This is a genomic window from Microbispora siamensis, assembly GCF_016863095.1.
Taxonomy (GTDB): domain Bacteria; phylum Actinomycetota; class Actinomycetes; order Streptosporangiales; family Streptosporangiaceae; genus Microbispora; species Microbispora siamensis.
Window position 1 is genome coordinate 444,186 of sequence record NZ_BOOF01000004.1, and the last position, 22,316, is coordinate 466,501.

General features: G+C 71.8%; 24 protein-coding genes. 7 read left to right on the plus strand and 17 right to left on the minus strand.

The features are described from left to right. Position 1: 1 nt before the first annotated feature. The 9 genes from Msi02_RS06435 to Msi02_RS06475 form a co-directional block, all read right to left on the minus strand. Positions 2–1,027: an NAD-dependent epimerase/dehydratase family protein gene (locus Msi02_RS06435; protein WP_204047475.1), complete on the minus strand. Its 1,026-nt coding sequence runs from the start codon at positions 1,025–1,027 to the stop codon at positions 2–4. Continuing rightward, the gene (locus Msi02_RS06440; protein ID WP_204047476.1) at positions 1,014–2,459 is read right to left on the minus strand and encodes a beta-N-acetylhexosaminidase; all 1,446 of its coding nucleotides are present in this window, start codon (positions 2,457–2,459) and stop codon (positions 1,014–1,016) included. The genes Msi02_RS06435 and Msi02_RS06440 overlap by 14 nt, the downstream gene beginning before the upstream one ends. Beyond that, positions 2,456–3,226 carry a sugar phosphate isomerase/epimerase family protein gene (locus Msi02_RS06445; RefSeq protein WP_204047477.1) on the minus strand — a complete coding sequence of 257 codons (771 nt, stop codon included), beginning with the start codon at positions 3,224–3,226 and terminating at the stop codon, positions 2,456–2,458. The genes Msi02_RS06440 and Msi02_RS06445 overlap by 4 nt, the downstream gene beginning before the upstream one ends. Continuing rightward, a complete protein-coding gene (locus Msi02_RS06450) occupies positions 3,223–4,245 on the minus strand; it encodes a Gfo/Idh/MocA family protein (RefSeq protein WP_204047478.1) in 1,023 nt (340 codons plus the stop codon). Before Msi02_RS06450 ends, Msi02_RS06445 begins: the two co-directional genes overlap by 4 nt. Positions 4,246–4,274: 29 nt before the next feature. Beyond that, on the minus strand, positions 4,275–5,087 hold the full coding sequence (locus tag Msi02_RS06455; RefSeq protein ID WP_079316631.1) for a carbohydrate ABC transporter permease: 813 nt from the start codon (positions 5,085–5,087) through the stop codon (positions 4,275–4,277). After that, on the minus strand, positions 5,080–6,012 hold the full coding sequence (locus Msi02_RS06460; protein WP_079316632.1) for a carbohydrate ABC transporter permease: 933 nt from the start codon (positions 6,010–6,012) through the stop codon (positions 5,080–5,082). The genes Msi02_RS06455 and Msi02_RS06460 overlap by 8 nt, the downstream gene beginning before the upstream one ends. Continuing rightward, on the minus strand, positions 6,009–7,298 hold the full coding sequence (locus tag Msi02_RS06465) for an ABC transporter substrate-binding protein (RefSeq protein WP_204047479.1): 1,290 nt from the start codon (positions 7,296–7,298) through the stop codon (positions 6,009–6,011). Before Msi02_RS06465 ends, Msi02_RS06460 begins: the two co-directional genes overlap by 4 nt. A gap of 49 nt (positions 7,299–7,347) precedes the next feature. Next, positions 7,348–8,463 (minus strand): GntR family transcriptional regulator, encoded by a 1,116-nt coding sequence (locus Msi02_RS06470; protein ID WP_204047480.1) that lies wholly within the window; start codon positions 8,461–8,463, stop codon positions 7,348–7,350. 161 nt (positions 8,464–8,624) lie between these two features. Then, the gene (locus Msi02_RS06475; RefSeq protein WP_204047481.1) at positions 8,625–10,826 is read right to left on the minus strand and encodes a fibronectin type III domain-containing protein; all 2,202 of its coding nucleotides are present in this window, start codon (positions 10,824–10,826) and stop codon (positions 8,625–8,627) included. A gap of 140 nt (positions 10,827–10,966) precedes the next feature. Here Msi02_RS06475 and modA point away from each other — a divergent pair, with 140 nt between their 5' ends. Further along, the gene (gene modA, locus Msi02_RS06480) at positions 10,967–11,710 is read left to right on the plus strand and encodes a molybdate ABC transporter substrate-binding protein (RefSeq protein ID WP_204047482.1); all 744 of its coding nucleotides are present in this window, start codon (positions 10,967–10,969) and stop codon (positions 11,708–11,710) included. Here modA and Msi02_RS06485 read toward each other — a convergent pair. Further along, positions 11,691–13,115 (minus strand): MFS transporter, encoded by a 1,425-nt coding sequence (locus Msi02_RS06485; RefSeq protein ID WP_275414087.1) that lies wholly within the window; start codon positions 13,113–13,115, stop codon positions 11,691–11,693. The two genes, modA and Msi02_RS06485, sit on opposite strands and share 20 nt — an antisense overlap. A 42-nt stretch (positions 13,116–13,157) precedes the next feature. Here Msi02_RS06485 and Msi02_RS06490 point away from each other — a divergent pair, with 42 nt between their 5' ends. Beyond that, the gene (locus Msi02_RS06490; protein ID WP_204047484.1) at positions 13,158–13,994 is read left to right on the plus strand and encodes an alpha/beta fold hydrolase; all 837 of its coding nucleotides are present in this window, start codon (positions 13,158–13,160) and stop codon (positions 13,992–13,994) included. An 11-nt stretch (positions 13,995–14,005) separates the two neighbouring features. On the opposite strand, the gene Msi02_RS06495 is transcribed toward Msi02_RS06490, so the two are convergent. From Msi02_RS06495 to Msi02_RS06510, 4 genes are read right to left on the minus strand one after another with little or no spacing between them, the layout of a single operon-like run. Next, positions 14,006–14,377 (minus strand): hypothetical protein, encoded by a 372-nt coding sequence (locus Msi02_RS06495; RefSeq protein ID WP_204047485.1) that lies wholly within the window; start codon positions 14,375–14,377, stop codon positions 14,006–14,008. 23 nt (positions 14,378–14,400) lie between these two features. Further along, on the minus strand, positions 14,401–14,769 hold the full coding sequence (locus Msi02_RS06500) for a roadblock/LC7 domain-containing protein (RefSeq protein WP_193201560.1): 369 nt from the start codon (positions 14,767–14,769) through the stop codon (positions 14,401–14,403). A 38-nt stretch (positions 14,770–14,807) separates the two neighbouring features. Next, complete coding sequence (locus Msi02_RS06505; protein WP_204047486.1) at positions 14,808–15,629, minus strand: MarR family transcriptional regulator; 822 nt, start codon at positions 15,627–15,629, stop codon at positions 14,808–14,810. 14 nt (positions 15,630–15,643) lie between these two features. Continuing rightward, positions 15,644–16,015 carry a hypothetical protein gene (locus tag Msi02_RS06510; RefSeq protein WP_079316638.1) on the minus strand — a complete coding sequence of 124 codons (372 nt, stop codon included), beginning with the start codon at positions 16,013–16,015 and terminating at the stop codon, positions 15,644–15,646. Positions 16,016–16,186: 171 nt separating this feature from the next. On the opposite strand from Msi02_RS06510, the gene Msi02_RS06515 reads away from it, so the two are divergent. Continuing rightward, positions 16,187–16,696, plus strand: coding sequence for a 2-thiouracil desulfurase family protein (locus Msi02_RS06515; RefSeq protein ID WP_204047487.1), 510 nt, complete (start codon positions 16,187–16,189; stop codon positions 16,694–16,696). Here Msi02_RS06515 and Msi02_RS06520 read toward each other — a convergent pair. Then, positions 16,671–17,897: a DUF4032 domain-containing protein gene (locus Msi02_RS06520; RefSeq protein ID WP_204047488.1), complete on the minus strand. Its 1,227-nt coding sequence runs from the start codon at positions 17,895–17,897 to the stop codon at positions 16,671–16,673. The two genes, Msi02_RS06515 and Msi02_RS06520, sit on opposite strands and share 26 nt — an antisense overlap. Positions 17,898–17,953: 56 nt before the next feature. Here Msi02_RS06520 and Msi02_RS06525 point away from each other — a divergent pair, with 56 nt between their 5' ends. Continuing rightward, positions 17,954–19,528 carry a DUF885 domain-containing protein gene (locus tag Msi02_RS06525; protein WP_239108168.1) on the plus strand — a complete coding sequence of 525 codons (1,575 nt, stop codon included), beginning with the start codon at positions 17,954–17,956 and terminating at the stop codon, positions 19,526–19,528. Here Msi02_RS06525 and Msi02_RS06530 read toward each other — a convergent pair. Continuing rightward, positions 19,525–20,154 carry a class II aldolase/adducin family protein gene (locus Msi02_RS06530; RefSeq protein WP_239108169.1) on the minus strand — a complete coding sequence of 210 codons (630 nt, stop codon included), beginning with the start codon at positions 20,152–20,154 and terminating at the stop codon, positions 19,525–19,527. The genes Msi02_RS06525 and Msi02_RS06530 overlap by 4 nt on opposite strands. Positions 20,155–20,201: 47 nt before the next feature. Between Msi02_RS06530 and Msi02_RS06535 the strand changes: the two genes are divergently transcribed. Beyond that, positions 20,202–20,468, plus strand: a complete 267-nt coding sequence (locus tag Msi02_RS06535; RefSeq protein ID WP_204047489.1) for a 4a-hydroxytetrahydrobiopterin dehydratase — start codon at positions 20,202–20,204, stop codon at positions 20,466–20,468. Here the strand turns inward: Msi02_RS06535 and Msi02_RS06540 are convergent. Then, positions 20,465–21,328 carry a nitroreductase/quinone reductase family protein gene (locus Msi02_RS06540; protein WP_204047490.1) on the minus strand — a complete coding sequence of 288 codons (864 nt, stop codon included), beginning with the start codon at positions 21,326–21,328 and terminating at the stop codon, positions 20,465–20,467. The genes Msi02_RS06535 and Msi02_RS06540 overlap by 4 nt on opposite strands. Positions 21,329–21,394: 66 nt before the next feature. Here Msi02_RS06540 and Msi02_RS06545 point away from each other — a divergent pair, with 66 nt between their 5' ends. Both Msi02_RS06545 and Msi02_RS06550 read left to right on the plus strand, forming a co-directional pair. Continuing rightward, positions 21,395–21,856, plus strand: a complete 462-nt coding sequence (locus Msi02_RS06545) for a MarR family winged helix-turn-helix transcriptional regulator (RefSeq protein ID WP_079316644.1) — start codon at positions 21,395–21,397, stop codon at positions 21,854–21,856. A 115-nt stretch (positions 21,857–21,971) separates the two neighbouring features. Next, positions 21,972–22,316, plus strand: a 345-nt coding sequence (locus Msi02_RS06550; protein WP_204047491.1) for a hypothetical protein, incomplete at its 3' end; no start/stop codon positions are given.

The window sequence follows — 22,316 nt, forward strand, 5'->3', positions numbered from 1 at the left end:
CTCAGAACCTCCCGTCGCGCAGGGCGAACTTGGTCGGCTTCCCGGACAGCGGCAGCCCCCGCGACAGCCAGCCGGCCTGCCAGGCGATCAGCGTGTCGAGCGGCACTTCCGGATAGCCGAACAGGCCGTGGCAGCGGGAGGCGTCGCTCAGCAGCGCCGTGCCGCTCTCCTCGCCGGTGAAGGTCGCCTCGACGCCGAGAGCGGCGCCGAGCCGGATCGCGATCCGCCGCACCGACGCCGTCTCCGGGCCGGTCAGGTTGAGCGTGAACGCCTCCGGAGCGCGCGCGTGCAACAGCGATCGCAGCGCGACCTCATTCGCGTACCCCTGCCACACCACGTTGACGTGCCCGGTCGTGACGTCGACCGGCTCACCCGCCGCCACCGCCGCGGCGATGTCGGCGATCACGCCGTAGCGCAGGTCCACCGCGTAGTTGAGGCGCAGGATCGCGACCCGCGTGCCGTACGCGGCGGCGGCGTGCTCGAACACGCGTTCCCTGCCGAGGCAGCTCATCGCGTACTCGCCGACGGGCCCCGGCTGGTCCTCCTCCGCGCAGCCGCCGGAGGCGAGGTGTGCCAGCGGGTACACGTTGCCGGTGGAGAAGGCCGCTATCACCGAGTCGCGATAGCGCCGGGCGACCGCCGCGGGCAGCGCCGCGTTGACCGCCCACGCCTGGTACGGCGCCGCCGACGTGCCGAACTTGGCGCCGACCATGAAGACGACGTTCGCCGCGTCGGGCAGCCCGGCGAGGTCGTCGCCGCCCATCAGGTCGTGGCGCACCACGTCGACGCCCTCGTCCGCCAGCGCCCGCGCCGCCGCGTCGTCCGACCAGCGCGAGACCGCGTACACGCGGGCGGAGCCGCGTCCGGCGGCGTCCAGCGCGCGCCGGGCGAGCCGGACCAGGCTCGGCCCCATCTTGCCGCCGGCGCCGAGGACGACGAGGTCGCCGTTCAGCCGGCCGGCGTCGGCGACCAGCGCCGCCGAGGGGGTGGCCAGCCGGTCTTCGAGCTCCCGCTCAGAGGTGAACATGTCGCGCTCCTTGGTGGTGTGGCCGGCGGTAACCCACGCCCAGCCGGTCGAGGAGCGGCAGGTGGGCGGTGAGCCGCCGGGTGAAGTCGCCGAGGTCCCGGCCGGAGGTCCAGGCGGCCTCGGCGACGGCGCAGAGCCGGGGGAAGGCGTTGTAGTCGAAGCGTTCCCTCGTGGGGAGGTACTCGCCCCAGAGCTGGGCCTGCATCCCGAGGACGCCTTCCCCCGCGTCGAACCCGTAGACGGTCTCCAGCGGAAGCGGCCCGGCGATGCTCACCGGCTCGCCGGGGGCGTCCGACTCGGCGTAGTCCAGGTAGGTGTGCGTGTGGGGCGCCGCGACCACGTCGTGCCCTGTTCGCAGCGCGGCCTCGATCCGGTCCACGCCCCGCCACGCCATGATCACCATGTCCTCGGGCGGGTCGTGGTCCAGCATGTCGTCCCAGGCGACGGCGCGGCGGCCGAGCCCGCGCAGGTGCCCGGCGAGGAGCCGCCCCCACCAGCCGTGCAGGGCCTCGGGGCCGGGGAGCCCGGCGTCCGCCACCCGCCGGGCCGCCTCCGGGCTGGCCGCCCACTCCTCCGTACGGACCTCGTCACCCCCGATATGGACGAACCGGGACGGGAACACATCGCACAGCTCGTCGAGCACGTCGCGGGCGAACCCGGCGGCGCGGTCGCTCACGTTGAGCACGTGCGAGGAGATGCCCCACGAGGTGCGGACCCGCACGGGCTCGGCGGACGGGTGGCCGAGCCAGGGGCAGGCGGCGATCGCGGCCTGGGAGTGCCCGGGAAACTCGATCTCGGGGACCACGGTCACGCCCCGGGCCGCCGCGTAGTCCACCAGGTCGCGCAGCTCCCGCTGGGTGTAGAAGCCGCCGTGCGGGGTCCCGTCGAACCTGCCCTCCCGGGCGTGGCCGACCGGGGACTCGGCGCGGTGGGCGCCGACCTCCGTGAGCGGTGGGTGCGCCCGCACCTCGAAGCGCCACCCCTGGTCGTCGGTGAGGTGCAGGTGCAGCACGTTGAACTTGTGCAGCGCCAGCAGGTCCACGTACGCGCGCAGGAAGGAGACCGGGCGCCACCAGCGCGCCACGTCGATCATGACGCCGCGCCAGGCGTACCTGGGCACGTCCCGGACGGTCACGCACGGCACGGCGCCGGCCGCGCCGAGCTGGCGCAGCGTCTGGACGCCCCAGCCCAGCCCGGCGGCTCCGGCCGCGGCGATCCTGGCCGTTTCCGGAGTGACGGTGAGCGTGTACCCCTCGTCGCCCAGCGACGGGTCGTCCACGAGGTCGAGGACGATCTCCCCGGGGGCGTCGCCGTCCTCGGGGAGGCCGAGCAGCTCCCGGGCCGCGTCGGCGTGCGGGCCGCGCACCCGGGCGCCCCGGTCGAGCGGGAACCGGCCCTCGCCCGAGATGAGTGAGGTGACCTGGGGAATCACCGCCCGAGCACCTCACGGAACGCCGCGAGCGCCTCGCCGACGGGCGGCGCGTCCGGATACCACACGCGCTCCCATTCGAGCGCGAGATATCCGGCGTATCCGATGCGGTCCAGCTCGGCGAGCACGCCGGGCACGCCCACCGCGCCCTTGCCCGGCAGCACCGGCGCCAGATCGGTGGGCGACGCCGCGTCCTTGATCTGCACGTGCCTCAGGTAGGGCGCGAGCGCGTCCGCGGTGGCCGGGGCCGCCTCGCCCGCCCGCCACGGGTTGACCACGTCCCACAGCGCGCCGACGCGCGGCGAGCCGACCCCGGCCAGGACTCCGGCGATCGCCTCGCCGGTGAGGAAGACGTCGTGGGTCTCCAGCAGCACGTCGACGCCGTTGTCCGGCAGCCGGTCCGCGACCTCCGCGAGCCTCCGAGTCGCGGCGGCGGCCGGACCGGCCTGCCCTTCGACGCCGCCGAAGACCCGCACGTACGGCGAGCCGAGCGCTTCGGCGATCTCCACGTGACGCAGCACCTCGGCCACCGGGTCGCCGTCCGGCCGCGCCACCCGGGTGTAGGAGCAGACCGCGACGATCTCGACGCCGGCGGCGGCGAACGCGCGCGCGACCTCGCGCAGCTCGCCGGCGGGCGTGTCCGGCGAGATGATCTCGCCGTCGGCGCAGCGCAGTTCCACACCCGCGCAGCCGTACCGGGAGGCCGTGGCGATGACGTCGCCGACGGGGGCGCCGGGCATGCCGAGCGTGCTGAACGCGAGAGGGTTCACAACTGTCCCTTCACAGTGATGGAGGACCCCTGACGGGATGACTCGTAGACGGCGAGGGCGACGTCCAGGACGGACAGCGCGTACTCGGGCGTGACCTCGGGTGTGCCGTTCTCCGCGCAGGCCCGCGCGAAGTCGGCGAGCTGCGCCGCGAACGCCGTGGTCATCTCGCCCGGCTCGGGGGCGGCCACCTGGGTGGCGACCCCTCTCCGGAAGGACCAGACGCCCTCGCCCCGGCTGATCCGTATCGCGCCCTCGCCGCACACGACCTCGGCCTCGTCGGTGAACGGCAGGCCGGTGCCGGTGACGGAGATGGTCGAGCGGGTGCCGTCGGCGTGCCGCGCCAGGGCGACCGCCTCGGTCTCGACCGACCCGCCCGCGGGCGCGGCGGTGTGGCCGGTGACCTCGACGATCGGCGAGCCGACGAGCATCTGGAGCTTGTCGATGCTGTGGGTGCCGACGTTGAGCACGATGCCGCCCCCGGCCATGCCGGGGTCGAGGAACCAGCGGGGTCGCGCGGGGTCGGCGTAGTCGGCGGTCCGCCGCTCCGAGGCCACCACGACGCGGCCCAGCTCTCCGGAGGCGAGGTAGGAGGCCGCGGCGCGCAGCGTCGGGACGAAGCGCAGCACGTGCCCGACCGCGAACACGACGCCGGCCGCGCGGCAGGCCTCGATCATGCGGATCGCGTCCTCGCGCGTGGTGGCGATCGGCTTCTCCAGGAGGACGTGCAGTCCGGCCGCGGCCGCGTCCAACGTGATCGGGGTGTGGAGGGCGTGCGGGACGGTGATCACGACCGCGTCGAGGCCGCCCGCGTCGATCATCGCCCGGTGATCGGTGAAGACGAGGGCCCCTGCCTCCGCGGCCAGCTTCTCCGCCGCCTCGGCGCGCACGTCGCACACCGCGACGACCTGCGCCTGCCCGCCGGTGCGGCGGGCGGCGGCCACGTGGAACTCCGCGATGGTGCCCGCGCCGATGACGCCCAGGCGCAGCGTAGGCAGGCGCAGCCCGGATGTTGTTGTCACGATTTCCTTTCCGGTTCGGATGGGGCGCTTCAGCCCTTGAGTCCCGCGGACATGGTTCCGCGGACGAAATAGCGCTGGGCCAGGACGAACACCACCAGCATCGGCAGCAGGCTCATCATCGCCGCGGCCGTGACGAGCTGGTCGTTCCCGACGAACTGGCCCTTGAGGCTCAGCACGCCGACGGGCAGCGTGTAGTGCTCCGGCGAGGTGAGGTAGATCGTGGGTTCGAGCACGGCCTTCCACGACGTGGTGAACGTGAAGACCGCGAGCGTGGCCAGGGCGGGCTTGGCCAGCGGGAGGTGGATCCGCCAGAACACCTGCCAGGGGTTGGCGCCGTCGAGGCTCGCCGCCTCCTCGAAGTCCTTCGGGATGCCGAGGAAGGTCTGCCGCATCAGGAAGATCCCGATCGGCGTGGCCAGCCAGTACGGCGCGATGAGCGGCAGCAGGGTGTCCAGCCAGCCCAGCGAGCGGAAGAGCAGGAAGTTCGGGACGATCGTGATGACGGTCGGCAGCATCATGGTGCCGAGTGCCATGGTGAGCAGCGCGTCCCTGCCGGGCAGGCGCATCCTGGCCAGGGCGTGCCCGACCATGGCGCTGGTCAGCACGTTGCCGGCCACGGCGAGGGCCGCGATCACCAGGCTGTTGGTCAGGTAGAGCCCGAACGGCGTACGCCGCCACACCTCCGCGTAGTTGTCCCAGTGGACCGGGTCGGGGATCCAGCTCGGCGGCACCTGGATGTACTGCGCGAAGCTCTTGAGCGAGTTGCTGAGCGCGGCCACGAACGGCACCAGCATGACCAGCGCGCCCGCCGTGACCAGGACGTAGGAGATGGTCTTACGCATAGTGCACCCACCTGCGCTGGAGCCGGAACTGCACCAGGGTCAGCGCGAGCACCAGCACGAACAGCACCCACGCGATGGCCGAGGCGTAGCCCATCTGGAAGAACTGGAAGCCCTGCCGGTAGAGATGGAGCACGGTCAGTTCGCTCGCCCCGTGGGGACCGCCGTCGGTCATCACGAAGACCTGCTCGAACGACTGCAGCGTCTCGATCGAGGTGAGCACCAGCACCAGGAAGGTGGTGCCGGAGATGCCCGGCAGGGTGATGTAGCGGAACCGGTTCCAGGCCGACGCGCCGTCGATCTTCGCCGCCTCGTAGCGCTCCTCGGGGATGGCCTGGAGGCCCGCGAGGAAGAGCACCATCATGTAGCCGACGCCCTTCCACACCGCGACCGCCGCGAGCGTGGGGATGACCAGCGCCGGGTCCTGCAGCCAGTTCTCCGACGGCAGCCCGAGGAAGCCGAGCACCTGGTTGGCGAGGCCGGTCTGCGGGTTGAAGACGGCGTCGGCGACGTACGCGACGACCACCCAGGACGAGACGACCGGGACGAAGTAGGCCGCGCGGAACAGGGCCATGCCGCGCAGCCGCTGGTTGAGCGCGATCGCCAGGCCCAGGGCCAGGACCGTCTGGGTCGGCACGAACAGCACCGCGAAGTACGCCGTGTTGCCGAGGGTCCGCCAGAAGACCTCGTCGCCGAACAGCCGGGTGAAGTTGCCGAACCCGACGAACTTCGGCGGGGAGACCAGGTCGTAGTCGGTCATGCTGAAGAACAGCGAGGCCAGCAGGGGCCAGGCGGCCAGCGCGACCAGGTGGAGCAGGTAGGGCGAGGCGAAGGCGAACGCCCAGGCGCGCTCGCCCGCGTGCCGTCTGCCGGACGATGGCCGCGGGTCGGCGGCCACCTTCCCGGCCTTCCTCGTGAGCACCGTCACTGCGTCTGCCCCGCGTAGAAGCGGTCGATGACCTCCTGGGCCTCCTTCTGGCCGGTCGCGAGCGCGGTGTCGACGGGCGAGGCGCCCGACAGCGCCTCGCTGATCCGCTTGGACAGAGCCTCGGTGTACTCCGACCACACGGCGTTGACGCCGAGGTCGGTGGCCGCGTCGAGCGAGTCGAGGAACGCCTGGCGGCGGTCGGCGGGCAGGGCCGTCGCCGCGACCTTCTTGTTGATCGGGATCGCCTCGCCGAGCTCGGCCCACTTGCGCTGCGGGCCCTCTCCCGAGAAGAAGGTGATCCACTTCCACGCCGCGTCGGCCTGCGCCGGCGAGGCCGACTTGCTGACCACCCACGAGTTGACGATGGCGACGTTGCCGCGGCCGGCCGGGCCCTTCGGCATCGGGGCCACGCCGAAGTCGACGCCCGCGCTCGCCGCGGGCAGGGTGCGGGCGTAGATCCCGTACGACATCGCGACCCGGCCGGTGGCGAACAGCGTGTGGACGACGCCCTTGCCGAGGCCCTCGGTGGTCGCGTAGTCGGGGGCGAACCCGTCCTTGCCCATGGCGCCGAGCATCCAGTCGAGCGCGGCCTTCGACTGCGGGCTGTCGACGACCACCTTGCGGTTGCCGTCGGTGACGATGTCGCCGCCGAACGCCTTGATGATCGGCCACCAGCTCTCGGTGAAGCCCGGCGAGTAGGCGCGGAAGCCGTACGTGTCGGGCTTGCCGTCGTTGTTGGTGTCCTTGGTGAGCTTCTTGGCGGCAGCGGCCAGGTCGTCGTAGGTCCAGTCGGCGGTCGGCGCGTCGACCTTGGCCTCGGCGAACAGCTTCTTGTTGTAGAACAGCACCGGCGTCTGGGCGCCCTGCGGGAAGCCGTAGATCCGGCCCTTGGCGTCCCGGTTCAGCTCGATGCCGGAGTAGTCGGCGGCGTTGACGGTCTTGACCCGGTCCGTGAGGTCGGCGAGGGCGCCGCGCGCGGCGAATTCCTGCACGAGCACGCCGTCGGACAGCCACACCTGCGGCGCCTGGCCACCGGCGATCTCGGTCCGCAGCTTCTCGAAGAACTTCACGTACGGTGCGACCTCCAGCTGCACCTTGATCGACGGGTTGGCGGCCGTGAACTCCTTGACGAGCTCTCGCATGGTCGTGTCGGCCGGGTCTCCGGCTGCGGCGTAGAAGCCGAGCTTCAAAGTGACGGCTCCCGACTCGTCGGCCGAGCCGCCGCATGCCGCCGTGGCGGCCACGGTGAGGACGGCCGCCGCGGTGGCGAGCATGCGCAGTCTCATTGGGTCCTCCAGCAGGAAGAGGGGAAGGGGGTGAGGATGACGGCCGGCGTCAGCGGGGGACGCGGACCTCGACGAGGCTGCCGGAGGCGGCGCCGCAGGAGGCCCGTACGGCCAGGCGGGGCTGCAGCACGACACGGCAGACGGGGGCGGCCGGGCCGAGCTCGATCCGGCGGAGCAGCAGCTCGGTCGCCATGCGGCCCACCTCCGCCTTGGGCGGCGACACCGCGGTGAGCGGCACCTCGGACAGGTCGGCGACCTCGTCGTCGTAGGCGACGACGGCGATGTCGTCGGGGACGGTCAGGCCGACCCGGCGCAGGTAGGGCAGCAGCGCGGTCGCCTCGCGGTCGCCGAGGCACACCACCGCGCGGACCTTCTCCGTCACGCAGGCGTTGGCGTACGCGAGCATGTCGGGTCCGGTCCAGACGGGCTGCCTGGCCACGGCGTCCGGGATCTCCGGCAGCCCGAGGTCGGCCACGGCCTGGCGGTATCCCGCGAACACCTGCTCGGAGGTGGCGGTGCCGATCCGGCCGAGGTAGCCGATCCGGCTCCGCCCGAGCCCGTTGAGGTGCAGGACCGCGGCGTAGCCGCCGCCGTGCACGTCGGTGCAGACGTAGGAGGTCGGGTCGGCCGGCCGGGGGTCCGGCGGCCTGCGCTCCACCAGCACGTACGGCACGGGCAGCTCGCGCAGGCGGGCCAGGTGCGCGGCGGGGTCGGCGGCGAGGTGCAGGTTGGGCACCAGCAGCAGGCCCGCGACGCCGACGTCGACGAGCTGACGGATCTGCGCGAGCTCGACGCCGGGGTCGTACTCGGAGCACGCGAGCACGAGCTGGACTCCGGCGGCGGTGGCCGCCCGCTCGATGCCCTGGACGATCTGGGGGAAGTAGTAGGTGTTCGACGGGACGAGCGCGCCGATGAGCCGCGGCCTGGCACCGGTGGTGGTGGCGGCGGTCACGAAGGTGCCCGATCCCTGCCGCCGCCGGACGAGTCCCTCGTCGACCAGGAGGTCGACGGCGCGGCGCACGGTGTTGACCCCGACCGAGTAGGTCTGGGCCAGTTCGGCCTCGGTCGGCAGCCTGCCGCCGACCGGCCAGCGGCCTTGCATGATCTCCTGCCGCAGGCGTGCGGCCAGGGTGCGGAATCGGCGTCCCCTTGGGAGGGAATTCATTCCGTCAGGTGGCTCCATAACGGGATTCTTCTCGTCATATCCGGGCAATGTCAACATAAAGTTATCCCCTTTTTAAGCTGTTACAGGGAATGAATTCATCCCTCCTTCGGCATGGGAAAGGGCCGCCTCCGGACGGGAGGCGGCCCTCGGCAGAGCCGGTGTCACCAGCGGGCGGTGACGCTCCTGTCCTTGTCGTACGCCCCGGCCCAGTAGCGGCCGGGGGCGGTCAGGCGGTGACCGGCGAACCCGACCTCACCCGTCGGCTGCTTCAGCGCCTCGGAGGTCGCGGTGGCCCAGCCGTCCGCGCCCGCCTTCACCGTCACGTAACGCCCGGCCGAGAAGGTGAACCGGCCGCGCACGGTCGCGGCCACGGGCTCCCCGCTCTCCTTGTCGACGACCCGCAGCCGCACCCGCGCGACGCCGCCCTCCACCGTGACGGCCATCGAGTCCACCACCATCGGGCGCAGGTCCGTGGTCCCGGTCGTCACCGAGACGGGGCTGGACGCGGGCCCGCGATGCCCCGCGACGTCCACCGGCACGATCCGGTACGTGTACCTGGTGCCGGGCAGCAGCCCGGCGTCGGTGTAGGTCAGGCCGCGGGCCCGGCCCGCGAGCGTGCCCGGCCCGGGGATGAAGCCCGGTTCGGTCGATCTGTGCACCTCGTAGTGGTCGACCTCGGTGTCGTCGTGGGCCCGGCCGTAGCTCAGATCGACGGTGGCGTGGTCGAACGCGACCGCCTCCGGCGGGGAGCCGACCCCGGTCGGCGGGCCCGAGTCGGCGGGCGGCTCGGGCCACCGCGCCGACGGGCCCCAGATCGTGGGCAGCTCCCGGTAGGAGTCGTAGTGATGCAGCGCCACCCCGGCGAAGGCAGGGCTGCCGGAGAAGGCCTGGTAGACCTTCGCCAGCTCGGCCTCCAGCGCGTCCCTGCCCTCCTCCCGGAAGGTGATGCTGGACGGGTCGCCGCTGGTCGCGATGTCGAGCGTCTCCACCCCGACCACCACCGAGAGCGGCCTGCCGAGCCGTTCGGCGTAGGCGATCTCCCCGGCCGCCTGCGCGATGATGCCGGCCCCGCCGTCCGCCTGGTCGCGGTAGTCCATGATCGCGACGTAGTCCGCCATGTCCTGGATGTGCTCGGCCATCGTCGCGGTCTTCCCGCCGTACGCGATGTCCGTGCAGCAGGCGGAGGTGTCCAGCCAGCGGGGGATGGCGGGGCCGAACAGCAGCGGCTGCCCGGACGCGTCCCGGCGCGCGATCATCGCCCGCAGCGTGTCCAGCCACTGGATCTGCACGTCCGGCTTGGCGCTGTTGAACCACGGCAGGCTGTACGGCTCGATGTCCACGTTGATCCCGTCGAAGCGCTCGGCCGGCGCCGACGAGAGGTTGTAGTCGAGCACCCGCTCCATCTCCCGGACGGCGCGGTCGCGATATCGGGCGAGCGCCCCGAGGTAGGGCGGGCGGGTCCCGGCGGCCACCGTGGCGTGCACCTTCATCCCCCGGCCGTGGGCCCAGGCCACGAGGTCGCGCAGCTCCGGACGGGCGTCATCGATCATGTCGCGCCCCGCGTACGTGTCCACGCCCAGGTACAGCGTCGAGCCGGGCGCGAGCACGGTCTCCAGCAGGCGGCGCGACCCGGGGTTGAGCACCAGGTTGTAGGAGGCCTTCTCCCACATCCACATCGCCCGGTCCTGCCGGTGCGCCACCGGGCGCTCCTTCTTCGCCGCCCCGAGCGCCACGTACGTGCTGGGCGACCTGGACACGTGGCCGCGCGCGTCGACCGCCTCGGCCTCCAGGCTCGCCATCACGTCGCCGTACTTCGCCGGGTTCACCAGCGCGACGTACCGCCCGCGGGCTCCGGCGGCGCGCTGCCACGGGCCGCCGTTGACCCGGATCCGCACCGTGCGGACGTCCGCGCCGGCGACGTTCACCCGCACGAGCGCGGGCCGGGTGAGCCGCGCCCCGTCGGCGGGCTCGGCGATCGACACCTCCGGCGCCCTGGCCCGCGGGTTGTCCACCCGCAGCGTCAGCGGCTCCGACCACGTGCCGTACCGCGTGTCGGCGGCCGTGGCCTTGGCGTAGACCTCGACCTCGCCGTCCGTCCCGCTGGTGTCGAGGTCGTAGGACCACGTCCCGGTGTCGTCCGCGTCCGGGTCGCTCACCCTGGCGCGCTCGATCCGCTCACCGTTCACCACCACGTTCACGTCGTACGCGCCGGTGAATCGCCCGGTGAGCCGGATGACGCCGGGGGAGGACTCGGAGGAGTCGATCACCACCGAGGGCGGATCCGCCGCGGCGGCCGGAACCGCCGGCATGGCCGCCAGGGCGAGCACGAGCGCGCCGGCGGTCCTCAGAAGCCCTACAGGCATGGAAGCCACCTCCAAAGGAATGAATTAATGCCGGATTACGAAACATCCGCACAGCGGAATCCGTGAGATGGCGAAACCATAGCTCCGATATAGAGCGATAAAAATGGAATGAATTGCCTCCCGCTCGCTACTGTGGATCCGTGAATCGCGTACGCCTGCGGGCCGTGTCGCCGGCGCTCGCGCTGGTGCTGTTCGCGGTGACCGGCTGCGGGGGCGGAAGGCAGACGCTCACCGTGTTCGCCGACACCTCGCTCACCGGGACGTTCGGCTCGCTCGGCAGGGCGTTCGAGGCCGCCCACCCCGGCGTCGCCGTCCGGTTCGACTTCGGCGGCAGTCCGGCGCTGGCGCAGCGGATCGTCAGGGGAGCATCGGCCGACCTGTTCGCCGCGGCCGGCCTGGCGGCCATGCGCCGGTCGGGGGCGCCCGGCCCGCGGGTCTTCGCGCGCGACAGCCTCCAGATCGCCGTGCCGAAGGGCGACCCGGCCCACGTCACGGGCCTGAAGGACCTGGCCGCGCCCGGCGTCAGGGTGGCCCTGTGCGCCCTGCCCGCGCCGTGCGGGGCGGCCGCCCGCGCCGCGCTCGCCGCCGCCGGCGTCACCGTCACGGCGGTCGCGCGAGATCAGGACGGCGGGGCCGCGCTCACCAGGGTGCGCCTCGGCCAGGCGGACGCGGCGCTTGTCTTCCGTACGGACGTCAGGGCGGCGGCGGGAGCGGTGGAGGGCGTGGACTTCCCCGAGGCGGCCAGGGCCGCCGAGGACTATCTCATCGCGACCGTCCCCGGGACCGGGCGCCTCGCCCTGACCCGGGAGTTCGTCGACCTCGTCCTGTCCGACCAGGGCCGCAAGGTCCTCGCGAGCGCCGGCTTCACCCCCGTGACAGGGTGACCTGCGGGCTTTCCGCGAGCCTGGCCGCCGTGCGCTCGGCCGTGGCCCTGGCCCAGCGGCCGGTCGTCAGGAGGGCGACCACCAGCACGATCAGCCCGTAGAGGGCGTTGACGCGATAAGCCGCAGCGCTGGAGGCCATGGACCCCGCGATGGCCACGCCGAGGGACTGGCCCACCTGCCTGCTGGTCGAGGCGACCGCGGCGGCCACCCCCGCCTGCGCGAGCGGCATCCCGGAGACCGCGGTGTTGGTGATCGGGGGGTTGAGCATGCCGAACCCGATCCCGAAGACCAGGTAGATCCCGAGCAGCAGGGGGAGCGGCGTGGTGAGCGTCACCTGGGACAGCAGCGCCCCGGCGGCGGCCAGGCACACGCCCGCGACGATCAGCGGCACGCGCGGGCCGCGGGTGCCGACGAGCCGTCCCGACAGCGGCCCCACGATCGTGGTGGTCGCCGCGACCGGCAGCGTGCACAGCCCCGCGGCGAGGGCGGAAAGCCCGCGATGGCTCTGCAGGTAGAGCGTGTTGAGGAACAGGAACGCCCCCAGGCCGGCGAAGCCCGACACCGCCATGACGGCCGCGCCCGAGAACGGCGCGCTGCGGAAGAACCGCATGTCGATGAGTGGTTCGGGCCTGCGCAGTTCGAAGACGACCAGCGCGGCCAGGGCCGCCGCCGCGACGACGAAGCAGACGGCGCTCACGGCGGGGCCCGCGGCCCGGCCCTCGATGATCCCGTACGTGAGCGTGCCGAGCAGGACGATGACCAGCACCTGCCCGACCGGGTCGATCCTCCGCGCCGAGGGCGCCTTCGACTCCGGGACGAAGCGCCAGGTCAGGAACAGCGCGAGCAGGCCGATGGGCACGTTGATCCAGAAGATGGCCCGCCAGTTCACCGCGTCGGTGAGCAGGCCGCCGACGACCGGTCCGAGCGCCATGCTCACGCCGACCACGCCGCCCCACACGCCGATCGCCTGGGCCCGCTCCCTGCGGTCGGTGAACGTGTTCGTGATGATCGACATGGCCACCGGGTTGAGCATCGACCCGCCGACGGCCTGGACGATCCGGGCGGCCACCAGCCAGCCCAGGCTCGGTGCGAGGCTGCACAGCAGCGACCCGGCCGTGAAGATCACCAGGCCGGTCTGGAACGTGCGGCGGCGGCCCACCCGGTCGGCCGTCGAGCCCGCCAGCATCAGCAGGCTCGCGAGCGTCAGCGTGTAGGCGTCCACCGTCCACTGGAGGCCGGAGACCGGCGCGTGCAGGTCGTGCCCGAGCGACGGCAGGGCGACGTTGACGATCGTGTTGTCGAGGGACACGATCAGCAGGCTCATACAGCAGATGAGAAGGACGAGTATCCGCCGTCGGCGGGTCATTTGCGACACCACACCACACAACCGTACAGATCCGGTCATGAGGCGCTTGCGGCAGGGCAAACCGAATGAAATTCTGCTCGCATGCGTGCGACGGCGAACGGCATCGAGATCTGTTACGAGGTTTTCGGCGAGCCAGGGGGACGTCCGGTCGTCCTCATCATGGGGCTCGGAGCGCAGATGATCAGCTGGCCCGAGGAGCTGATCGGGCTGCTGGTGGAGTCCGGCCACCGGGTCGTCCGGTTCGACAACCGGGACGCGGGCCTGTCCACCCACTTCACCCCGGCGGACGACTCCGCGCCCGCCCCGTCGTACACGCTGGACGACATGGCCGACGACACGGCCGGCCTGATGGACGTGCTGGGCTGGGAGAGCGCCCACGTGGTGGGCGCGTCGATGGGCGGCATGATCGCCCAGGCCCTCGCCATCCGCCACCCCGCCCGGGTCCGTACGCTGACCTCGATCATGTCCACGCCCGGGCCCCGCGTGGGGAGGGCGACCGAGGCGGCCATGACCGCGCTGATGGCGCCCCCCGCGCGGGACCGCGACGAGGCGATCGCCCGCGCCGTCGCGACCGCGCGCGTCGTCGGCTCCCCCGGCTACGAGATGGACGTCGAGCGCGTCACCCGGCTGGCCGCGGAGGCCTACGACCGGGGGTTCGACCCCGCGGGCACCGCCCGGCAGTTCACCGCGATCCGGATCTCCGGCGACCGTACGGAGGGCCTGCGCGGGCTCTCGGTGCCCGCGCTGGTGATCCACGGCGAGGACGACCCGCTGGTCACCCCCGAAGGCGGGACCGCGACGGCGGACGCCATCCCCGGCGCGAAGCTGCTGACCTTCCCGGGGATGGGCCACGACCTGCCCCGCCCGCTCTGGCCCGTCATCGCGGAGGCGATCGCGGAGCTGACCGAGCGGGGCTGACCGGGCGGAGTTCAGATCTCGAGCTTGTCCTCGATCGCGCGGAGCTGGTGCCGGGCCATCGCGAGATTGGCCCGGTTGCGGTCGAGGGCGAGGTAGAGGAACAACCCCTTGCCGCCGCGGCCGGTCAGCGGCCGGATAATGTGATACTGCGTGCCCAGCGTGATGAGGATGTCCTCGATCCCGTCGTTGAGCTTGAGCGCGTCGATCGCGCGGAGCTTGGCCTTGACCACCTCGGTGTTGGCCGCGGCGGCCACCTGGAGGTCGAGGTCCTTGGAGCCGCCGAGCGTGCCCAGCGCCATCCCGCTCCCGTAGTCGGCCACCGCCGCGCCGATCGCGCCGTCGATGGCCAGCATCTCCTTCAGCGAGACGTCGATGTTCGCCATGTCTGTTCTCCTGTTCTGGGTTGTCATCCGCGTTCGACGATGGCGGCGATCTTGTTCGCCGCCCTGCGTCCCTCGATCCGGAGCAGGCCGAGGTTGGCTCCCTGACCTGCGAGAACGGTGAGGACGAGCGTGGGGCCCGCGGCGTAGCACGCGGTGTGCCCCTGGGTGCCGGAGATCAGCGTCTCCTCCAGCCGCCCGATCCTGGCGAGATCGGTCATCTTCCGGCTCAGCGACAGCAGCGCCGACGTGAGCGCCGCGGTCTGCTCGGTGTCGGCGGCCAGGTCCGTCGTCACGAGCATGCCGTCGACCGTGCAGGTGAGCGCTCCGGTGATCTCGGGCGCCCGTTCGCGCAGGACGACCAGTTCCTCGTGTATGTCGTGGCGCAGGTCCACAGAGACACCCCTTCCGGCCCGCTTGAGCCACCCGATCACTACAGCGCCTCCAGCGCGTCACGCAGCCTGAGCAGCAGGTTCACGTCGGTCGCGTCGCCGTTGACCTGCGGCAGTTCCGAGGTGGAGCGCCCGGGCTCCCTCGGCGGTGTGGGCTGCTGTGCGGACGGCTTGGGCGTGCGCTTGGGCAGCGCCGCCGTCTCGCCCGTCACCACCAGGCCGGCCGCCGCGAGCTCCCGTACGGCCAGCAGCGTGGAGTAGGCCGGACGCCCGAGGCGGCGGGCCAGCTCGACCGGCGTGGCGGTGGAGTCCGCGGAGAGCAGCAGCTCCCACTGCAGCCGGGTGAGCAGCGCGTGGGTGCCGGGGATCCGCCGCAGGGGCGTCACCGGCCGCGCGTCCAGCTCGGCCGACGGCCAGGCCCGCTCCAGCCGGGCCCGGCGCCTGGCGCACTCGCGCAGCAGCCCCGGCACGTCGAAGAACCAGTGGACCCCGAGCCAGTGCGCGTCGCTCTCCCTGAACCTGGTCCGTACCGTCCTCGACGTGAGCAGGAAGAACGCCGCGTCGAGCGTGGCGGACAGCACGCAGAACTCCAGCTCGCCCCGGCTGAGCACTCCTCTGTCCACGAGCAGCGCCCCGCCGTCGCCGCCGGGACCGGCCTCCTGCCGCGCGTGCCGCATCCCGTTCGCGCTGATCCGGCCCGACGCGCCGAGCAACTCCTCCACACCGGGCGTGGCCGCGCACTCCACGTACGACACCCGGCCGCGGACGTAGTAGACCGTGCCCTCCTTGCCCACCCGCAGGGAGCCGGTGGCCTCGTCCTGGGCGAGGCCGGTGAGCACGGCGTCGAGAGTCGGGGCGGCCACCGGTCAGGCTCCCATCAGGAGGCGACCAGCTCGTCCGTGATCGTGCGCAGCCGCCGCCGTGCCAGGGCGAGGTTCGACCGCTCCACATCCAGGCGTACGCACAGCAGCAGCGGGCCGTCGAACATCATCTCCATGGGCCGCACCAGGTGATAGGCCGAGCCCGTGGTGACGATCACGTCCTCGATCCGGAAACCCGTCTCCTGGGAGGCCATCGCGATCCCGTCGAGCGTGGCGCGGTAGGCCTCGCTGAGCCCCGCGGCCGCCCTCCCGGGATCGGCGATCCCCTTTCCCGCGACGGCCATGCCGCTGGTGTGGTCCACGAGAATGGCGCCGAGCGCGCCCGGGATCGACATGGCCTCGGTGAGGCAGTCCTCTATCCCGATCAACTCGTAACTCCTCGCCTCGCCGGTACAGCGCGGCCAACACTAGAGGAGCAGGTGAACGGGTCGCCCGAGCCGGAAACGGCCGGGATAAACGGATTAGTCCCGAAGAATAAGAATTCTTCTTCTCGGAATGGTAATCCCGGTTTTCGTGAAATTTCCTCGTATCATGGAGGCGTGGAACGGATTCTCGTCAGCGCCTGCCTGCTCGGCAGCCGGGTGCGGTACGACGGAGGGGCCAAGACCAGCGACGACGACCTGCTGGCCCGCTGGCGCGCGGAGGGGCGGCTGGTGCCGTTCTGCCCCGAGGTCGAGGGCGGGCTGCCCGTTCCCCGGCCGCCCGCCGAGATCGAGGGCGGCGCGGGCGGCGCGGCCGTCCTCGCGGGCGCGGCCCGGATCCTGACGCCCCAGGGCGACGACGTGACCGCCGCGTTCCTGTCCGGGGCGCAGCAGGCCCTCGCCGTCGCCCGGTCCTTCGGCGTACGGGTCGCGATCCTCAAGGAGGGCAGCCCGTCGTGCGGGTCGCTGCGAATCTACGACGGCAGCCACCGGGGCAGGACCACCCCCGGGCAGGGCGTGACGACGGCGCTGCTGGAGCTGAACGGCGTCCGGGTCTTCGGCGAGGATCGGATCACGGACGCCGCCCGCTATCTGGAGTCCTCTACGGAGACAGGGGATCGGACGTGACGATGACCGCGTTCTCGTCGGGCTTGTGCACCAGGACGTTGTCCACGTAGGACCGCACCGCCGCCTCCAGGCCGACGTCCTTGTCCGCGGCCTCCGACATGTACCAGCGGTGGTCGAGCACCTCGTGGAAGAGCTGGGCCGGCTCCAGCTTGCGCCGCAGGTCGGCCGGGATCGCGTTCACCACCGGCTGGAACACCTCGGCCAGCCAGCGGTGGGCCACGATCGCCTCGTCCTCGTGCCGTAGCCCGGTGGACACCCGGAACGAGTCGAGGTCGTTGAGCAGCCGCCTGGCCTGGTTCTCCTCCACGTCGAGGCCGGTCAGGCGCAGCAGGCGGCGCTGGTGGTGCCCGGCGTCCACGACCTTCGGCCGGACGATCAGGCGGGAGGTGCCGGCCTTGCGGCGCACCATCATCTCGGCCACGTCGAAGCCGAGCGAGTTGAGGCGGCGCACCCGCTGGTCCACGCGGTGCCAGTCGACCTCCTCGATGATCTCGTCCTCGGTCAGCTCGTCCCACAGCCGGTGGTAGCGCTCGACGAGCTGCTCGGCGAAGGCCAGCGGGTCGATGGTCGGGTGGAGCAGCCCGCCCGCCTCCAGGTCGAGCATCTCTCCGTAGATGTTGACGTGCGCCACGTCGATGTCGTGCGCCCGCTGGCCCTCGCTGATCGCCGGGTGGAGCTCCCCGGTCTCCGCGTCCACCAGGTAGGCGGCGAACGCCCCGGCGTCCCGCCGGAACAGGGTGTTCGACAGCGAGCAGTCGCCCCAGTAGAAGCCGGTCAGGTGGAGCCGTACGAGCAGGACCGCGAGCGCGTCGAGCAGGCGGATCAGCGTGTCGGGCCGCACCGAGCCCGACAGCACGGCGCGGTACGGCAGTGAGAACTGCAGGTGCCGCGTGATCAGAGCGGAGTCGAGTTCGGAGCCGTCCGGGGCGGTCCTGCCGGTGACGATGGCGACCGGCTCGACGGCGGGTGCGTCGTGCCGCGCCAGGTCCCACAGCAGCTGGTACTCCCGCTTGGCATACCTGGTGCTGATCTCCTTGATCGCGTACACCCTGCCGCTGAGCCGGGCGAAGCGCACCACGTGGCGGGAGATGCCGCGGGGCAGCGTCACCAGGTGGTGGACGGGCCACTCTTCGAGGGGGACGTCCCACGGCAGGCGGATCAGGTCGGGGTCGCTGGGGGCGCCGGTGATCTGCAGGGGCACCAATCGCTCCTTATCTGGGGGCTTCTACCCAAGTGTCGCGGATAGAGTCGGGCGCTATGACGCTGGTGGACGAGTTCATCGACTGGTACCTGGCCGAGAACCCGGTCAGGGCGGCCCTCCTGGGGGCCGACGGATACGACCGCACGCTGGGCGATCTCAGCGCGACCGCCTTCACGGCGCGGGAGCGGGCGACCGAGGAGTGGCTGCGCAAGCTGTCGGAGTCGACGCCCGAGAGTCCCGAGGACGAGATCGACAGAGACCTGGTCACCGCCCATCTGCGCGGGCAGCTCGCGCTGGCCCGCTGGCCGGAGTGGCGGCGCGAACCGGCCGCCTACCTCGGGGTGATCTTCGGGTCGATGTTCACGCCGTTCCAGCAGCGCCTCAAGCCGGAGGCCGAACTGGTCGACGCCGCCGTCGCTCGGCTGGCCGAGGTGCCCGCCGTGCTCGCCGCCTGCCAGGCCAACCTGGACCCCGATCTCGCCGCCGACCTGCTCGTCAAGCGCGGCCTCGACCAGGCCCGTACGGGACGCCGCTTCCTGACCGAGACGCTGCCCGCGCTGGTCGGCGACCCGGACCTGCGGGCGCGGCTGGCCCGGGCCGCCGAGCCCGCGGCCGACGCGTTCGACGGGCTGGTCCGCTTCCTGGAGGGCTTCGAGGCCCGGGGCACCTGGCGGATGGGCGAGGAGCTCTACTCCGCGCTGCTGCGCGAGCAGGAGATGCTCGGGTACGGCGCCGCCGAGCTGCACGAGAAGGGCCGCCAGGCCTGGGCCGAGCTGGACACGCGGATGACGGAGGTCGCCGCCCGCCTCGGCTCCGCCGGCTGGCGTGAGGCGATGGAGTCGCTCATGGACGACCACCCGCCGACCCTGGAGGCCATGCGCGCCGAGTACGAGGCCGAGACGCTGCGGGCGCGCGAGTTCGTCCGCGAGCGCGGGCTGGTGACCTTCCCCGAGGGAGAGGTGTGCCGGGTCGAGCCCTCGCCGGAGTTCCAGCGGCCCATCATCGCCGTGGCCAGCTACCTCGCCCCGCCGCCGCTGTCGTCCTCACGCGACGGGGTGTTCTTCGTGCCGTACACGCCGGACGGCTTCACCGAGGAGCAGGTGCGGCAGCGGCTGCGGACCAACTCGCGCCCGCAGATGCCCTCGATCAGCGTGCACGAGGCGTACCCCGGCCACCACTGGCACCTGTCCTGGATGGCCGGCAACCCGCACCGCGCCCGCAAGATCTTCCGTACGCCCTACTTCGTGGAGGGCTGGGGGCTCTACGTCGAGAAGCTCATGCACGAGCAGGGCTACTTCGACACGCCGGAGACCGAGCTCGCCCACCTCGACTGCCGCATCTGGCGGGCCGCCAGGATCGTGGTGGACACCGCGCTGCACTGCGACGACATGACGATCGAGCAGGCGGAGGAGTTCCTGACCACGAAGGCGTCCCTGTCGCCGGGCACCGCCGCCGGGGAGGTCAGCCGCTACTGCGCCTGGCCCACGCAGGCGCCCTCCTACCTGACGGGCGCCCTGGAGATCGAGCGCATCAGGGCGGACTACACGGGCGATCTGCGGACCTTCCACGACACGATCGCGGGTTCGGGCGGGCTCCCGCTCGGCCTGGCCAGGAAGGTTGTGCTGGGTTAACCGGCGAAGGCCCTCTCTATCACGGCGGTGAGCTGGTCCTCGGTGAGCACCGTGGGCCGGCCCACGCCGAGGGCGCGGACGTAGACCTCGCACAGCCACTCCAGCAGGCGCGTCGCCTCGAACGCCTGCTCCAGGCCGCCGCCGATCGTCACCGCGCCGTGGCTCGCCATGAGAGCGGCCTGCCTGCCCTCGATCGCGGCGATGACGTTGCGGGCCAGCTCCGGCGTGCCGTACGTCGCGTACGGCGCTACCCGGACGGCGCCGCCGAGCAGCAGGGCGTTGTAGTGGATCGGCGGCAACTCGGTCATGGTCGAGGCGACCACGGTCGCGAAGACCGAGTGGGTGTGCACCACCGCCCGGGCTCCGGTCGCCGCGTACAGCGCGAGATGCATCGGCGTCTCTGAGGAGGGCTTGCGTTCTCCCTCCACGACCCGCCCTTCGAGGTCGACCACGGGGCAGTCCTCCGGGCGCAGCCGGTCGAGCGCCACGCCCGAGGGCGTGACGACGACCAGGTCGCCCTCCCGGGCGCTCAGGTTGCCCGAGGTCCCGATCACCAGGCCGAGGGCCGCCGCCCGCCGGCCGTACTCGCACAGCTCACGCCGCAGCTCGTCCACCTGCTCATCCACCCGGGCGAATCTACACAATCGGCGGTGTTTCGTGATGTCCTGACCTCATGTACGAGGCTTCCGAGTGGCGCCGCGACGGAGACACGATCCGCAGGACCGTGGTCGCCCGAGATTTCCGTACGGCTATCGCGATCGTGAACGACATCGCCGAGCAGGCCGAGGCGCTGAACCACCATCCCGACATCGACATCCGATGGCGCACCCTCCACCTGGCGCTGACCACCCACGACGCCGGCGGCCTGACCGACCTCGACTACAAGCTCGCCGCCCGCATCGACGCCATCGTGGCCGATCACGAGGCCGGATCCTCCTAGAGCGCGTTCAGTGCGGCGACGAGCTGTTCCTCCTCGCGCGCGAAGTGGGCCTCCAACTCGGCCGACAGGCCCGTGAGCCTGGCCTTGAGGGCGGCAGGGTCGCCGGGCCCGGCCTCGTCGACCGCCGCACGCAGGTCCTCCCTGATCCGGGCCAGCCGCACATGCTCTTCGCGCAGGCGGTCGAGGGTCGGGGCCAGCCCGGGGAAGGCCCGCTCCAGCAGGGGGAAGCCCCGCTCGTTCTCGTTGACGTGGTGCTCGTGGAAGGCCGTGCAGAAGGACAGGCAGCGCTCCCGCAGCGCCCCCTCCAGGTCACGACCCGGCAGGTTCACCGGCGTGCCCGTGGTCAGCCCGTCCTCGACCGCGGCCAGCAGGGCCGCCATCTCCGCCCGCAGTCCGTCGTGGATCCGTACCAGTTCGTCACCGATCGCCCGGGCCCGCTCGTGATCTCGCCGGTAGAGGGCGACGACGGGGATGACACGGGAGGTACCTGCCTGGTAATCGGCGAAGACCGGCACCAGCTCGGCCTGGCGGGCGTACATGCGGTCGCGCTCCTCGCCCGTCACCGGTACGGCCGTGGCGGTGAACGTCTCGATCGCCGTCCCGTCGCCCGCCTCGACGGTCACCGTGGGATTGGCCAGCAGGTTGTGGTACCAGTCCGGGTGGCGCGGCGCGCCCGCGTAGGAGGCGAACACGAGAATCCTGTCCCCGTCACGCAGGCAGGCGACCGGGTTCGTCCGGGCGGCGCCCGTTCTGGCGCCGGTGGTGGTCAGCAGGATCAGCGGTGTCCCCTCGAACGGCCCGCCGACCGTGCCGCCGTTCGCCCGGAACTCTTCGATGATCTTGTCGTTCCATTCGGACATGCGACGATGGCTCCTGAACCTGAGATGTATTTGCTTTGATAGCAAAGCTATTTTGGAGATCAATATATGTCAACGGATGAGGGGCTGAGCCTGGACGAGGGGGTCCGGACCCTCCTGCTGCTGATGCCGCGTCTGGTGGGCCGCGCCAAGCGCACGCCGGTTCCCGAGTCGCTCCAGGCGCTCGACCTGGCGCCACGGCACCTGTCGCTGCTGTCCTATCTGCTGTTCGACGGTCCGCTCACGGTGAACGAACTCGCCGCCCGGCTGGAGGTCGCCCCGGCCACCGTGAGCCTGATGGTGGGCGACCTCAGCCGTAAGGGCGTCGTGGACCGGCGCGAGGATGACGCGGACCGCCGCCGCACGATCGTGAGCATCGCCGAGGCCAACAGGAAGGCGGTCGACGCCTGGCTCGCCCGTGGCGCTCGCGCCTGGCGCAGCGCCCTGGAACCGCTCACCAGTGAGCAGCGGCGGATGTTTGTCGAGACGCTCCGCGCGTACGAGCGCGCCGTCACCGGTGACGCCGAGTGACCGGCCTGGCTCCTGCCCCTCCTGTGATCCCAGGTTATCGGCTGGCGAACTTGTCGCCTGCTCACGCAGCGTGAAATAATTCATACAGATTTTCGAATCGTTTGAAGGGGGTGCGATGGATCTGTTCGACTCGGGTCCCGAGCACCTTCGTCGTTCGAATAGCTCTGATAGCTGCTCTGATGGCTCTGACGGTTGGTGGGACCGGTTGACCTCCGGTTCCCCGTTATGGTCGTCCGAGGGCTCAGCCGCCCGCGAGCACTTTCCGATCAACGACTGTGGACTGCGGCAGGACGCGCGCCAGGACACCAGCGACGGCGTGCCCGGTGCGGCCGGCGCTGACAGTGCCGGTCGGGACAGGGCCCGGTCGTCGTGGGTGTTGGTGGGTTCGCTTCGTGAGTCGGCGCAGGAGTTGGCGTTGGCGCCGTTGCCGGAGGATGTGGATATCTGTGTGGCTGAGGCT

Bases quoted from the DNA above. Each gene is read 5' to 3' on its own strand.
- Msi02_RS06435 (WP_204047475.1), bottom strand. From the start codon at position 1,027: ATGTTCACCTCTGAGCGGGAGCTCGAAGACCGGCTGGCCACCCCCTCG.
- Msi02_RS06455 (WP_079316631.1), bottom strand. From the start codon at position 5,087: ATGCGTAAGACCATCTCCTACGTCCTGGTCACGGCGGGCGCGCTGGTC.
- Msi02_RS06465 (WP_204047479.1), bottom strand. From the start codon at position 7,298: ATGAGACTGCGCATGCTCGCCACCGCGGCGGCCGTCCTCACCGTGGCC.
- Msi02_RS06470 (WP_204047480.1), bottom strand. From the start codon at position 8,463: ATGAATTCCCTCCCAAGGGGACGCCGATTCCGCACCCTGGCCGCACGC.
- Msi02_RS06475 (WP_204047481.1), bottom strand. From the start codon at position 10,826: ATGCCTGTAGGGCTTCTGAGGACCGCCGGCGCGCTCGTGCTCGCCCTG.
- Msi02_RS06485 (WP_275414087.1), bottom strand. From the start codon at position 13,115: ATGACCGGATCTGTACGGTTGTGTGGTGTGGTGTCGCAAATGACCCGC.
- Msi02_RS06490 (WP_204047484.1), top strand. From the start codon at position 13,158: ATGCGTGCGACGGCGAACGGCATCGAGATCTGTTACGAGGTTTTCGGC.
- Msi02_RS06495 (WP_204047485.1), bottom strand. From the start codon at position 14,377: ATGGCGAACATCGACGTCTCGCTGAAGGAGATGCTGGCCATCGACGGC.
- Msi02_RS06525 (WP_239108168.1), top strand. From the start codon at position 17,954: ATGACGCTGGTGGACGAGTTCATCGACTGGTACCTGGCCGAGAACCCG.
- Msi02_RS06535 (WP_204047489.1), top strand. From the start codon at position 20,202: ATGTACGAGGCTTCCGAGTGGCGCCGCGACGGAGACACGATCCGCAGG.
- Msi02_RS06540 (WP_204047490.1), bottom strand. From the start codon at position 21,328: ATGTCCGAATGGAACGACAAGATCATCGAAGAGTTCCGGGCGAACGGC.
- Msi02_RS06545 (WP_079316644.1), top strand. From the start codon at position 21,395: ATGTCAACGGATGAGGGGCTGAGCCTGGACGAGGGGGTCCGGACCCTC.